This is a genomic window from Ruegeria sp. CRTD044, assembly GCF_059613485.1.
The window spans coordinates 741,690-754,152 of record NZ_JBXWSP010000004.1; the positions used below are offsets into that span (position 1 = coordinate 741,690).

The 12,463-nt window shown below is 64.1% G+C and carries 12 protein-coding genes; 3 read left to right on the plus strand and 9 right to left on the minus strand.

The window, feature by feature from the left end:
* Position 1: 1 nt before the first annotated feature.
* From AC2FNL_RS06680 to AC2FNL_RS06720, 9 genes are all read right to left on the minus strand, one after another.
* Complete coding sequence (locus AC2FNL_RS06680) at positions 2-748, minus strand: ABC transporter ATP-binding protein (RefSeq protein ID WP_496832893.1); 747 nt, start codon at positions 746-748, stop codon at positions 2-4.
* On the minus strand, positions 745-1,527 hold the full coding sequence (locus AC2FNL_RS06685; protein ID WP_496832894.1) for an MlaE family ABC transporter permease: 783 nt from the start codon (positions 1,525-1,527) through the stop codon (positions 745-747). Before AC2FNL_RS06685 ends, AC2FNL_RS06680 begins: the two co-directional genes overlap by 4 nt.
* Positions 1,524-2,558: an alanine racemase gene (alr, locus tag AC2FNL_RS06690; protein ID WP_093962249.1), complete on the minus strand. Its 1,035-nt coding sequence runs from the start codon at positions 2,556-2,558 to the stop codon at positions 1,524-1,526. Before alr ends, AC2FNL_RS06685 begins: the two co-directional genes overlap by 4 nt.
* A gap of 231 nt (positions 2,559-2,789) precedes the next feature.
* Positions 2,790-4,280: a replicative DNA helicase gene (locus tag AC2FNL_RS06695; protein ID WP_170402726.1), complete on the minus strand. Its 1,491-nt coding sequence runs from the start codon at positions 4,278-4,280 to the stop codon at positions 2,790-2,792.
* 201 nt (positions 4,281-4,481) lie between these two features.
* Positions 4,482-5,159 carry an orotate phosphoribosyltransferase gene (locus AC2FNL_RS06700; RefSeq protein WP_093962247.1) on the minus strand — a complete coding sequence of 226 codons (678 nt, stop codon included), beginning with the start codon at positions 5,157-5,159 and terminating at the stop codon, positions 4,482-4,484.
* A 146-nt stretch (positions 5,160-5,305) separates the two neighbouring features.
* Positions 5,306-6,487, minus strand: coding sequence for an ammonium transporter (locus tag AC2FNL_RS06705; RefSeq protein WP_496832895.1), 1,182 nt, complete (start codon positions 6,485-6,487; stop codon positions 5,306-5,308).
* A gap of 180 nt (positions 6,488-6,667) precedes the next feature.
* Complete coding sequence (locus tag AC2FNL_RS06710; RefSeq protein ID WP_496832896.1) at positions 6,668-7,144, minus strand: CinA family protein; 477 nt, start codon at positions 7,142-7,144, stop codon at positions 6,668-6,670.
* Entirely contained in the window at positions 7,141-7,638 is a 498-nt protein-coding gene (locus tag AC2FNL_RS06715) for a phosphatidylglycerophosphatase A family protein (RefSeq protein WP_496832897.1), read from the minus strand. Before AC2FNL_RS06715 ends, AC2FNL_RS06710 begins: the two co-directional genes overlap by 4 nt.
* Entirely contained in the window at positions 7,635-8,765 is a 1,131-nt protein-coding gene (locus tag AC2FNL_RS06720; RefSeq protein ID WP_496832898.1) for a bifunctional 2-C-methyl-D-erythritol 4-phosphate cytidylyltransferase/2-C-methyl-D-erythritol 2,4-cyclodiphosphate synthase, read from the minus strand. The genes AC2FNL_RS06715 and AC2FNL_RS06720 overlap by 4 nt, the downstream gene beginning before the upstream one ends.
* Before the next feature lie 152 nt (positions 8,766-8,917).
* On the opposite strand from AC2FNL_RS06720, the gene dusB reads away from it, so the two are divergent.
* Genes dusB through AC2FNL_RS06735 form a run of 3 tightly spaced genes read left to right on the plus strand, consistent with a single transcriptional unit; the run spans position 8,918 to position 12,394 of the window.
* Positions 8,918-9,934, plus strand: a complete 1,017-nt coding sequence (dusB, locus tag AC2FNL_RS06725; protein ID WP_496832899.1) for a tRNA dihydrouridine synthase DusB — start codon at positions 8,918-8,920, stop codon at positions 9,932-9,934.
* On the plus strand, positions 9,931-11,010 hold the full coding sequence (locus tag AC2FNL_RS06730; RefSeq protein ID WP_170595314.1) for a two-component system sensor histidine kinase NtrB: 1,080 nt from the start codon (positions 9,931-9,933) through the stop codon (positions 11,008-11,010). Before dusB ends, AC2FNL_RS06730 begins: the two co-directional genes overlap by 4 nt.
* A gap of 16 nt (positions 11,011-11,026) precedes the next feature.
* Positions 11,027-12,394, plus strand: coding sequence for a response regulator (locus AC2FNL_RS06735; protein ID WP_496832900.1), 1,368 nt, complete (start codon positions 11,027-11,029; stop codon positions 12,392-12,394).
* The last annotated feature ends 69 nt before the right edge of the window (positions 12,395-12,463 follow it).

The following is a 12,463-nucleotide window of genomic DNA, read 5'->3' on the forward strand; positions in this document are numbered from 1 at the left end:
CCTACCGCACCGCCTCAATCGGCCCTTCCGCACTCCCACTGATGAACTGCTCGACGAAAGGATCACCCGAGGAATCCATCTGGCTGACCGGGCCGGTCCACTGGATCACCCCGTCATGCAGCATCGCCACATTGTCGGCAATCGCACGGACCGAGCTCATGTCGTGGGTGATGGTCATCGCGGTGGCGCCCATTTCGGTCACGATCTCGCGGATCAGGTCGTTGATGACGCCCGACATAATCGGGTCCAGGCCGGTGGTGGGTTCGTCGAAAAAGATGATCTCGGGCTCGGCGGCGATGGCGCGGGCCAGACCCACGCGTTTCTGCATCCCGCCCGACAGTTCGGACGGGTAGAGATCTGCCACCTTGGCGCGCAGGCCCACGCGGCGCAGTTTCTCGATCGCGATTTCACGTGCCTCGTCCGTCGGTCGTTTCAGTGAGCCGCGCAGCAGGCGGAAGGCCACGTTCTGCCAGACAGGCAGCGAGTCAAACAGGGCCGCCCCTTGGAACAGCATACCGAACCTGGCTAGAAAGGCGTCTCGGTCACCGGTCTGGGCGTCCTGCCCATCGACGAAAATCTTGCCGCTGTCGGGTTTGATCAGACCAAGGATGCATTTCAGCGCCACGGATTTTCCGGTGCCCGAACCACCGATGATCACCATGGACGTGCCTTTGGCAATCTCGAGGTTCATGCCCCTGAGCACTTGGTTGTCGCCGAAGGCCTTGTGTACGTTCTCCATCCGGATCATAGCGAGAAGAACACCCCCGTGAGAACGAAGTTGGCGGCAAGTATCAGCACAGCGGCGGCCTCGACCGAGCCCTTGGTTGCGCGGCCCACGCCTTGCGCGCCGCGTCCCGAATGCATGCCGAAATAGCAGCCCATGATCGCCGCGATCATCCCGAACGCCGCCCCTTTGACCAGCGAGGACAGGATGTCGAGCGGTTCGAGGAAATCGACCGTGTTTTTCAGATAGGCTGCCGGGTTGAAACCGAGGTTCTGCGTCGCCACCGCATAGCCGCCTGCGGTGCCGATAATGTCGCCCACGGCAACCAGAACAGGCACGGTGATCAATGCGGCCAGAACGCGCGGGGCCGCCAGGTATTTCATCGGGTGGGTCGACAGGGTGACCAGGGCGTCGATCTGCTCGGTCACCTTCATTGTGGCGATCTCGGCGGCGATCGACGAGGTGACGCGCGCGGCAATCATCAGGCCGACCATGACAGGGCCCAATTCGCGGACCATGCCGATCGCCACGATCTGGGGCACCACGGCCTCGGCGTTGAAACGCGCGCCGCCGGCGTAGATCTGCAGCGCCAGCGCGCCGCCGGTGAAAATGGTCGTCAGGCCTACGACCGGCAGCGACAGCCAGCCGATGTTCAGCAGGGCCATGCCCAGCTCACGCGGGTAGAACGGCGGTCGAAAGATGTGTGACAGAGCATCCAACGCAAACAGCGCCACGCGGCCGAACGCCGCCAGCAGGTTCAGGACCGCGCGGCCCAGTTCGCCAAGCCATGCGAGTGGATTCATTCGACATAACCCCGCGAATAGCGGTTGCCGAGTGAGGTCAGGATCTCGTACCCGATGGTGCCCGCGGCCTCGGCCAGGTCGTCCACCGTCTGATGGCCGTTCAGAATGCGCAGACGTTCGGGTGTGTGCGGCAGGTCTGTCACGTCGACGGTGATCAGATCCATCGAGATGCGTCCGACGACGGGGCAGGGCAGGTCGCCGGCAAACGTGTCGATACCGCCACCGATGGCACGGTGCAGCCCATCGGCATAGCCCGCTGCCACGGTTGCGATACGCGAGGGGCGTCGGGCCTTCCACGTGTTGCCGTAGCCGACGGTTTCTCCGACTGCCAGGTCTCGCACCTGTATCACCGGCAGATCGACGGTGACCACAGGTTTGGCGCCCGCAAAAGGCAAGCCGCCATACAGGCCGATGCCGGGGCGACAGAAATCAAAGTGGAATTCGGGCCCCAGCAGCAGGCCACCGGTGGCCGCCAACGAACGCGGAGCCGACACGCCATCGGTCATCTCGCGGAAGGTTTTCAGCTGTTGCCGGTTCATGGGATGGTCCGGTTCGTCCGAACAGGCCAGGTGCGACATGACCACGACAGGGTTCAGCGCCTCGGCCCGGCTCCGCAGGGCGGCCCAGTCGGAAGGCTCCAGCCCGAGGCGGTTCATGCCACTGTCCAACTGTATCCCGAACGGATGGACCGGCAGCGCCTGCAGGTGGCGTTGGAATTGCTCGGGCGAGTTGATCAGCGGCACAAGGTCGTGATCGCGCAACAGGTCGGCGTCGCCCTCCATATGGCCTGAAAAGACGCAGATCAGCGGGCCGGGGCCAATCGCTTGACGGACGGCGGCACCCTCCTCGGCAACGGCGACGAAGAACTTGCGGACGCCTTCTTCGGCCAGCGTGTTGGCAACAGGTCCGGCGCCCAGACCATAGGCGTCGGCTTTGACCACGGCGCCGGTCTCGACATCGGTTTTTGCGTCCAGCGCCCGCCAGTTACTGGCCAGCGCATGAAGGTTGATCGTCAAACGTGCGGTACTCATGACCCGTTCATGACATTGCGCCGCACGAGGTCAAGGGGGAATGCGCTGCAAACGCGCGTAAAGTCCTTGCCATGGGCGGCTTGTAGCCGGGATGCGCAGGTCCGGACGGGCTTGAACGCGGGTAAGACAGCGCGCCAGCATTGTCCGCCTATCCGGGCCAAACCCGTTGGCTGATCCAGATCGTTCATCCGGCGCATTGGGCCGCGGCACATGGATTCGGGCCCGATGGGCTTAGTAACCCTCGATCTGGCCACCCTGTTGCCAGGGTTTTACAAGGTTGCCAAAGCGGGTGAACTGCGCCTCGAAGGACAGCTCGACCGTGCCGATGGGGCCGTGGCGCTGCTTGCCGACGATGACCTCGGCCTTGCCGTGCAGACGCTCCATCGCCTGCTTCCACTCTTCCATCTTCTCCAACTCGTGATCGCCGGGCTTTTCGCGCTCTTTGTAGTATTCTTCGCGGAACACGAACATCACCACGTCGGCGTCCTGCTCGATCGAGCCGGATTCGCGTAGGTCGGACAGCTGCGGACGCTTGTCGTCGCGGTTCTCGACCTGACGGGACAACTGCGACAGGGCGATTACGGGAATATTCAGCTCTTTCGCGATAGCCTTCATGCCCATCGAGATCTCGGCGATCTCGTTCACGCGGTTGTCGGACATGCCACGGCACAGCTGCAGATAGTCGATGACCAGCAGGTCCAGCCCATGCGTCCGCTTGAGCCGCCGCGCCCGGGCCGCCAACTGAGAGATCGGCAGGGCCGGCGTGTCGTCGATGTAAAGCGGACAGGCTTCCAGCGCCTTGGCCGCATCGACGAAACGGCGGAACTCGTCCTCGGTCATGTCGCCTTGGCGGATCTTGTGGCTGGAGATCTCGGACGCCTCGGCCAGAACCCGTCCGGCCAGCTGCTCAGCGCTCATTTCCAGCGAGAAGAAACCGACGACGCCGCCGTCCACCGCACCCTCGGTGCCATCGGCGCGCTGACCCCGCTTATAGGCTTTGGCCACGTTGAACGCGATGTTGGTCGCCAGCGAGGTCTTACCCATCGACGGACGCCCGGCAAGGATGATCAGGTCCGACGGGTGCAACCCGCCCAGCTGTTTGTCCAGGTCGACCAGCCCGGTCGAAATCCCGGCCATGCCGCCGCCGCGCTGATAGGCCTCGTTGGTGACATTCACCGCCTCGGTCACAGCCTTGAGGAAGGATTTGAACCCCTGTTCGGTCTGGCCCTGTTCGGACAGCTTGTAGAGCTTCTGTTCGGCCTCGACGATCTGTTCCTTGGGTTCGCTGGCCACTTCGACCCGCGCGGCCTTGTCCGAGATGTCGCGGCCAAGCCGGATCAATTCGCGCCGGATCGCCAGATCATAGATCATCTGGGCATAGTCATGCACGGCGAAGGCGCTGATCGAGGCCCCGGCCAGCTTGACCAGATAGGCCGGGCCGCCGAGTTCCTTCAAACCCTCGTCCTCGGCCATGAAGGATTTCAGAGTCACCGGCGATGCCAGCGCGTTCTTGGCGATGCGCGCGGCGGCGACCTCATAGATACGGGCATGGACCGGGTCATAGAAATGCTCGGGCCCGATGATCGACGCGACCCGGTCATACAGGTCGTTGTTGGTCAGGATCGCACCCAGAAGCTGCTGTTCGGCCTCGATGGAATGCGGCATGGTCGCGGCGTTCTGAATCTGCGCCGCTGCCTGCTCGATACTGCTGATCTCGTTCATTGCTGCTCTCGCTGTCCCCATGGGACAAAGGTCATATCTCGGCCCCGTGAGTCGGGGCAAATTGTATGTTTTCTGGGGATATGCTGTGCATATCTTCCGCTCCTGCATCTTGCCGCAGGGGCCGGTCATTCGTCAACATCTTGTGGATAGGCAGAAAGGCTGACGGCCAGTGTTTCCCGACCGTCAACAATGGCCAGATAGTCAGCTCTTGTTGGCCTCCTGCCAGGCGCGCGGGTCGTTCAGGAAGGCTTCGACCCCGTCCAGCGTTTCTGCGTCAAACGTGCCCTGCGCCTTGGCCTCGGCCAGAACGTCCCACCAGGTGCACAGGTGGTGCAACTGCACGCCATGATCGCCGAGCGTCTTCTCGGTTTCGGGGAAGATGCCATAGTAGAAGATCACCGCCGTATGCCCACAGGTGGCGCCCGTTTCGCGGATCGCGTCCACAAAGGACAGTTTCGAGCCGCCATCGGTGGTCAGGTCCTCGACCAGCAGCACGCGCTGGCCCTCGGTCATGGCCCCTTCGATCCGGGCGTTGCGGCCATAGCCCTTGGGCTTCTTGCGCACATAGGTCATCGGCAGGGCCATGCGCTCGGCTACCATTGCGGCAAAGGGAATGCCCGCGGTTTCACCGCCGGCGATGTTGTCGAAGGCCTCGAACCCGGCATTCCGCATGACGGTGACCGTCAGGAAATCCATCAGGGTCGACCGGATGCGCGGGTACGAGATCAGCTTGCGGCAGTCGATATAGGTGGGGCTGGGTAGACCGCTGGCCAGCGTGAACGGCTCGCGCGCGTTGAAATGCACCGCCTTGATCTCCAGCAGCATCCGCGCGGTCAGGCGGGCGATTTCCGTGCTGTCGGGAAAGGAACTGGGGATCATGGCGGGACCTCGGTGCTGAAATGACGTTGCGGGCTGATAGCCTGCCGACCGGCCCGATGTCGAGAGGGGTTGGCCCAAAAGAAAAGCGGACCTCGCAAGAGGTCCGCTTGATGCCCGGATGGGCAGTCGAGACAGCCAAGGTGGGCTTAGCTGCTCATGTCATAGGCCCGTTCGCCGTGGACCGACAGGTCGAGCCCGTTCGTCTCGGTCTCGGCGTCTACGCGAAGCGGGGTGACAAGCGCAACCACCTTGATCAGCACAAATGTGACAACTGACGTAAAGACACCCACGATCACCAGCCCGCCCAACTGCGCGGTCCAGGCGCCTAGGCCGAAGACGGCGATCATGATGGTGCCGAAAATGCCGCCCACACCGTGCACGGCGAACACGTCCAGCGTATCGTCGATGTTCAGCACATTGCGGACCACGTTCACCGCCTCTTGGCACAGCACCCCGGCGACCGCGCCGATGATCAGCGCCTGAACCGGATCGACATAGCCCGAGGCCGGCGTGATCGAGGCCAGACCCGCGATGGTTCCGGTGACCAGACCGACCAGCGAGGCCTTTCCGTATTTGATCCGCTCCCACAGCGCCCAGCTGAGCGATGCGGTGGCGGCCGAGATATGGGTGACCGTCAGCGCCATGGCCGCGCCGCCATCCGCGGCCAGCTGCGAGCCGCCGTTGAAGCCGAACCAGCCGACCCACAGCATCGCGGCCCCGATCATGACGTATCCGGGGTTGTGCGGCGGGGTGGTGCGGTTCCTGCGCGGCCCCAGGACCCACGCGATGATCAGAGCGGCCAGACCTGCGGTTTCGTGCACCACGATGCCACCGGCGAAATCGCGCACGCCAACCTCGCCCAGAATGCCGCCATCGGTCAGGATGCCGCCGCCCCAGATCCAATGAACCACCGGCGCATAGCACAGCAGCATCCAAAGGCCCGAGAAGACCAGCACGAAGCCAAAGCCCACGCGCTCCACATAGGCGCCGACGATCAGAGCCGGGGTGATGATGGCAAAGGTCATCTGGAAGGCAAAGAACAGCACCTCGGGCAGGGTGCCTGACAGGCTGTCGGCATCGACGCCGTTCAGAAACGCCTTGCCCAGCCCGCCCCACAGGCCCGAACCGCCGTCACCGAAGGCGATCGAATACCCGGCGACCAGCCACAGGATGCTCATCAAGCAGGCGATCGCGAAACAGTGCATGAAAACGCTCAGCACGTTGCGGGCGCGCACCAGCCCGCCATAAAACAGGGCGAGGCCCGGCAAGGTCATGAACAAGACCAGCGCCGTCGCGACGATGATCCAGGCGGTATCGGCTCCGTTCATTGGGCCGTTCTCCTCTTTCCTGTAGCTGCGCCAAGGGGCGCGGTGTGAGTGACGTGCCGTGGGTTCAACCGAACGGCGGCCGAGGAAAAAAGAGGCATGGTGTGAAAAAGGTGCCTGTTTTGGCGTCCTTTCTCCAAGTGGTGACTAAAAGTGCGCCGTATCCGGGCAGATGCCGAAAAATTAGGCGAGTTCGGAAAGCCCGTTTTCCAGCAGCTTAAGCGCATGATCCCGCGCCGCGCGTCGGACATTGGCGCGGCCTGCGGCGCCGAACTCGACGGTTTCGGTCAGGGTGGGGCGGTCTGTGACGGCGAGGCCGAAACAGACCCGGCCCTCGGGCTTGAACTCGGACCCGCCGGGCCCCGCGATGCCGGTGATCGAGACCGCAAGCTGCGCCTGAGAATGCGCCAGCGCACCCTCGGCCATTTCGCGGGCGACCTCTTCAGAGACGGCCCCATGGGCCGCCAGGGTCTCGGCACGCACGCCCAGCATGTCCTGCTTGGCGGCGTTGGAATAGGTGACGAAGCCTCGGTCAACTACGGCGGAACTGCCGGGAATGTCAGTCATCGCGGCGGCAACCATGCCGCCCGTGCAGCTTTCGGCGGTGGCGATCATGACGTTCAGCGCCTTGGCGCGGTCGAGCAGTTCGGCGATGGTCATAGGCCCAGTACTCCATGTGCGATCCCGGCCAGGATCAGAACGCCCACGGCCGCGAACGCGCCCGCGATCACGTCGTCCAGCATCACGCCCAAGGGGTCGCCGCGCCGGTCGGCCCAGCCGACGGGGCCGGGTTTGGTGATGTCGAACAAGCGGAACAGCAAAAACGCGGCGATCCAGCCCGGCCACAGGGCGGTGATCGCGATGTCATGCGCCCAGGCTGGATAGGACACGGCCCAGATGGCGATGAACTGGCCCGCGACCTCGTCGACGACGATCTCCGAAGGGTCGTGATCGTCCTGCCCGGCGGTCATGACACCTGTGGCCCAGGTGCCGGCCACAAAGACGGCGACGGTTGCGACGGCCAGCAGCGGGAAGCCACCCAGCAGGTGCAGCGCCAAGGCCAAAGGCAGTGCGGCCAGCGAGCCCCAGGTGCCGGGGGCAGGGCGCAGGTAACCGACCCCGCCCACGGTTCCGATCAGGCGCGCCAGGGTCATGGTTTCACCAGACAGGCGGTCGCGATAGCGCCGATGCCTTCCTTGCGCCCGGTAAAGCCCAGACGCTCGGACGTGGTGGCCTTGATCGACACGCGGTCGGCGTCCAGCCCCATGATTTCGCTCATTTTCTGCCGCATCGCCGCAGCGTGCGGGCCGATCTTGGGGTATTCGCAGACCAGCGTGCAGTCGACGTTCGAGATGCGAAAGCCCATGCGCGCGGCCAGATCCACCGCATGGTGCAGAAAGATCTCGCTGGCGGCGCCTTTCCATTGCGGGTCGGAAGGGGGGAAGTGCTGGCCGATATCGCCCTGCGCCAGCGCGCCATAGATCGCGTCGGTGACGGCGTGCATGCCCACATCCGCGTCGGAATGGCCCTGCAGCCCCCGCTCATGCGGGACCTCGACGCCGCACAGGATCACGTGATCGCCCGGCCCGAACCGGTGCACATCATATCCGTTGCCCAGCCTTACATCCATGTCTGACCTCAATATGCGTTCGGCCCGGGCAAAATCCTCGGGCCGTGTGATTTTCAGATTGTCCGCGTCGCCCGGAACGATGGCCACGTCGATCCCGGCGGCGCGGGCAACCTCGACATCATCGGCGGCCCCGCCGGGATGCGCCGCATGCGCGGACACGATCGCGTCATAGCGGAACCCCTGCGGCGTCTGCGCGGCAAATAGGCCCGCGCGATCTCGGGTGCCGGTCACTTGGCTGTCGGCCCCGGTCCACAGCGCATCGGTGACCGGCAGCCCCGGCGCCGCGGCGGCGTGGGTGTCGAGGGCCGCCAGCACGTCACCAATGACCCGCGCGCTGACACAGGGCCGAGCTACGTCATGGATCAGAACCTTGCTGACGCCGCGATCGGCCAGCGCCTGCAGCCCGTTGCGCACGGATTCGGCCCGGTCTGCGCCGCCGGGCGCAAGAATCAGGCCGCTGTCGGCGAATTCCGCCCAAGCCTCGGGGTCATCGGGGGACAGGACCAGCACGACCAGTGGCACCTGCGCCTTGATCCGTTCGATCGTCCAGTCAGCCACGCGCCGCCCAGCCAAGGGGCGCCACTGCTTGGGCTGGCCCCCTCCGGCGCGCAGGCCGCGCCCGGCGGCGACGATGATTGCGGCGGTTGTCATGTCTGAATTTCCGACCTTCGTTTGGCTTCCGTGTTTAGGCGGCGGTGAAAGCAGAGGCAATCACTCGCGGTAAGTCGATTAAAAATTAGGCACATGATGATTTTGCGGGCTTGTTGGTCGCGGATTTGTTGTTCATATGCCCCGGATTCGATATGAAAACCGCAATTGCTCAAGGATTAGGCACGTTGACGCTGCGAATTGCCGAGAAAACTTTGACCCCGCCGGTTCTGCTGGCGCCGATGGCCGGAATCACCGACCGGCCGTTTCGCGACCTCGTCATGCGGTTCGGCGCCGGGATGGTGGTCAGCGAGATGGTTGCCAGCCAGGAAATGGTGCAGGCCAAGCCCGGCGTGCGCGAACGGGCCGAACTGTCAGCGGATGTGGAAAACACCGCCGTACAGCTGGCTGGGCGCGACGCCTATTGGATGGCCGAGGCCGCGCGGCAGGTCGCCGACCGGGGCGCGCGGGTGATCGACATCAACATGGGCTGCCCGGCCAAGAAGGTGACGAACGGCTATTCCGGCTCGGCCCTGCTGAAGACACCCGACCATGCCCTCACCCTGATCGAGGCGGTCGTGGGCGCGGTGGACGTTCCGGTGACGCTCAAGACCCGGCTGGGGTGGGACGACACGCTGCTGAACGCGCCGGACGTGGCGCGGCGGGCGCAGGAGGCCGGTGTTCAGATGGTGACGATCCACGGGCGCACGCGCTGTCAGTTCTACAAGGGCGAGGCCGATTGGGCCGCGATCCGCGCGGTCAAGGATGCCGTCAGCATTCCGGTCGTGGCCAATGGCGACATCACCAGCCTTGGGCGTGCGCAGGCAGCGCTGGAACAGTCGGGCGCGGATGGCGTCATGGTGGGCCGTGGCGCGCAGGGCAAACCTTGGCTGCTGGCGCAGATCGCGCACGAGTTGTGGGGGACGCCGGCGCCAGAGGTTCCCGAGGGCGACGATCTGGCCGACATGGTGCGGGCGCATTATGAAGCGATGCTGGGGTTCTATGGCACCGATCTGGGGCTGCGTGTCGCGCGCAAGCATCTGGGCTGGTACCTAGACGAGGCCAGAACGCCTGTGTCGCTGCGCCGCGCTGTCCTGACCTCGCGCGATCCGGTCGAGGTTCTGCGGCTGATCGGCGACGCGTTGACGGAAAATGCCGAGGTGGCGGCATGATTTCGGATCAGGTCATCTGGGCATCGCTGCCGGTTCCGGCTTTCATCATCGACCCCGAGGATCGCATCGCCGACGTCAATTCCTCGGGTGAGGGGTTCCTGAACGCCTCACGCAAATCGGTGGTCGGGCATCCGGTCTGGGACCAGATCGCCGTGGACGCGCCGTTGGAAGAGGCGTTCACGCGCGCCCGCGAGCAGGGAACGCCGCTGTTCGTTAATGACGTGGACGTGGGCTCGGGCAATCGCGCGCCGCTGCAATGCGCGCTGCAGATAGCGCCCCTGCTGGGGCATCCAGGGTCGATGATCATGATCGTCTCGCCGCGCGAACTGGCCAGCCGCATGACCCGCGGCAACACGGTCAAATCGGCGGCGCAGTCGGCGATCGGCATGGCCGAGATGCTGGCCCATGAAATCAAGAACCCGCTGGCCGGGATCACCGGTGCCGCGCAGTTGCTGAGCATGAATATCGGCCCGCAAGACCTTGAGCTTACAGATCTTATCGTGGCCGAAAGTCGCCGGATCGTGAAGCTGCTCGAGCAGGTCGAGCAGTTCGGAAACCTCTCGCGGCCCGAGTTCAAGCCGGTCAACATCCACGATGTTTTGGACCGCGCGCGCCGCTCGGCGCTGCTGGGCTTTGGCGCGGACATGACCATCATCGAGGATTACGACCCGTCGCTGCCACTGGCCTATGGTGACCCGGATCAGCTGTTACAGGTGGTCTTGAATCTGCTCAAGAACGCGTCCGAGGCCGCCGGCCCCGAGGGCGGAACGATCCGCCTGCACACCTATTTCGAACATTCCTTCCGTCTGCGGCGCAGTGATGGTTCGGGCCACTCGCTGCCGCTGCAGATCGAGATCATCGACGATGGCCCGGGCCTGCCCGAGGACATCCGCGGCGACATTTTCGACCCGTTCGTATCCGGCAAGGAGAACGGCACCGGCCTTGGCCTGGCGTTGGTCAGCAAGATCGTGTCCGACCACGACGGTTGGATCACGGCCGAGTCGGTGCCGGGGCGGACAGTCTTCCGGCTGTCGCTGCGCCGCGCGCCGCGCGAGGCAGGGCAGGGCAAAGAATAATAAAGGAGAACACCAGATGGATGGCACGGTACTGGTTGCAGATGATGACAGAACGATCCGGACGGTTCTGACCCAGGCCCTGACGCGGGCGGGCTGCAAGGTGCATGCGACCTCGTCCCTGACGACGCTGATGCGTTGGGTCGGCGAGGGCAAGGGCGACGTGGTGATCTCGGATGTGGTCATGCCCGATGGCAACGGGCTGGAAATGCTGCCCAAGATCGCGCAGGACCGGCCGGGCCTGCCGGTGATCGTGATCTCGGCCCAGAACACGATCATGACGGCGATCCAGGCGGCCGAGGCGGATGCCTATGATTATCTGCCCAAGCCGTTCGACCTGCCGGATCTTATGAAGCGTACTGCCCGCGCTCTGGACCGCAAGCAACGGGTTCAGATCGAACCCGCGGACACATCCCAAGACCGCCCTGACGAGCTGCCATTGGTCGGCCGGACCCCGGTGATGCAAGCCCTGTACAGGTTGGTTGCCCGGGTCATGAACACCGATCTCTCGGTCATGATTTCCGGTGAAAGTGGAACGGGCAAGTCTCTGATTGCGCGGGCAATTCACGATTTCTCAGACCGGCGGACACTGCCCTTTGTCACGGCTACTTCAGCGGACCTGCGCGACCTGGAGGGTCCGGCCCGGGTCATGGCCCGAGTGCGCGGCGGTACCTTGCTGATCGACGAGATTGCAGACCTGGACGATGAAATCCAGGCCCGGATCGTGCGGATGATGGATACGCCCGGCGACCACGTTCCGCGCTTCATGGCGACCAGCCAGTCGGACCTGACCGAGGCGATGGAAAGCGGGCGGGTGCGGCAGGACCTTTACTACCGCCTCTGCGGTGCCACCATCCACGTGCCAGCCCTGCGCGAGCGGGTCGACGACATCCTGTTGCTGGCCGAGCATTTTCTGGCCCGTGAAGAACGCGAAAACGGCACAAAGCGGCGGTTGGGCCCTGACGCGATCGAACTTGTGCGCCGGTATTCGTGGCCTGGCAACGTGCGGCAACTGGAAAACGCGATCCGCCGGCTGAGCCTGACCAGCCGATCCGACGAAATCACCAAGTCCGAGGTCGAGACCGTCTTGGGCAGTCAGCCCGAGGCCGAACCACTGCTGAGCGGGAGCGAACGAGAGAAGCTGTCGTCGTCGGTTGCGCGGCATCTGCGGCGTTACTTCGACCTTCATGGAAACATGCTGCCGCCACCGGGGCTGTACCAGCGCATTCTGCGCGAGGTTGAGGCACCGTTGATCGAAATCGCTCTGGATGCGACCGGAGGAAATCAGGCAAAATGTGCCGATTTGCTGGGGATCAACCGGAATACGCTGCGCAAAAAAATCACTGATCTCGATATTCAGGTGACACGTCGACGCAAACTGATGTAATCTCGCCACACAAACCGTGGCATCCGGGCACAGTCCCGGAAAAGACCACGACATATGGCGGTACGCCGC

Excerpts from the sequence above, each read along its gene's own strand:
- AC2FNL_RS06680 (WP_496832893.1), bottom strand. The coding sequence starts at position 748 with ATGATCCGGATGGAGAACGTACACAAGGCCTTCGGCGACAACCAAGTG.
- AC2FNL_RS06685 (WP_496832894.1), bottom strand. The coding sequence starts at position 1,527 with ATGAATCCACTCGCATGGCTTGGCGAACTGGGCCGCGCGGTCCTGAAC.
- alr (WP_093962249.1), bottom strand. The coding sequence starts at position 2,558 with ATGAGTACCGCACGTTTGACGATCAACCTTCATGCGCTGGCCAGTAAC.
- AC2FNL_RS06695 (WP_170402726.1), bottom strand. The coding sequence starts at position 4,280 with ATGAACGAGATCAGCAGTATCGAGCAGGCAGCGGCGCAGATTCAGAAC.
- AC2FNL_RS06700 (WP_093962247.1), bottom strand. The coding sequence starts at position 5,159 with ATGATCCCCAGTTCCTTTCCCGACAGCACGGAAATCGCCCGCCTGACC.
- AC2FNL_RS06705 (WP_496832895.1), bottom strand. The coding sequence starts at position 6,487 with ATGAACGGAGCCGATACCGCCTGGATCATCGTCGCGACGGCGCTGGTC.
- AC2FNL_RS06710 (WP_496832896.1), bottom strand. The coding sequence starts at position 7,144 with ATGACCATCGCCGAACTGCTCGACCGCGCCAAGGCGCTGAACGTCATG.
- AC2FNL_RS06715 (WP_496832897.1), bottom strand. The coding sequence starts at position 7,638 with ATGACCCTGGCGCGCCTGATCGGAACCGTGGGCGGGGTCGGTTACCTG.
- AC2FNL_RS06720 (WP_496832898.1), bottom strand. The coding sequence starts at position 8,765 with ATGACAACCGCCGCAATCATCGTCGCCGCCGGGCGCGGCCTGCGCGCC.
- dusB (WP_496832899.1), top strand. The coding sequence starts at position 8,918 with ATGAAAACCGCAATTGCTCAAGGATTAGGCACGTTGACGCTGCGAATT.
- AC2FNL_RS06730 (WP_170595314.1), top strand. The coding sequence starts at position 9,931 with ATGATTTCGGATCAGGTCATCTGGGCATCGCTGCCGGTTCCGGCTTTC.
- AC2FNL_RS06735 (WP_496832900.1), top strand. The coding sequence starts at position 11,027 with ATGGATGGCACGGTACTGGTTGCAGATGATGACAGAACGATCCGGACG.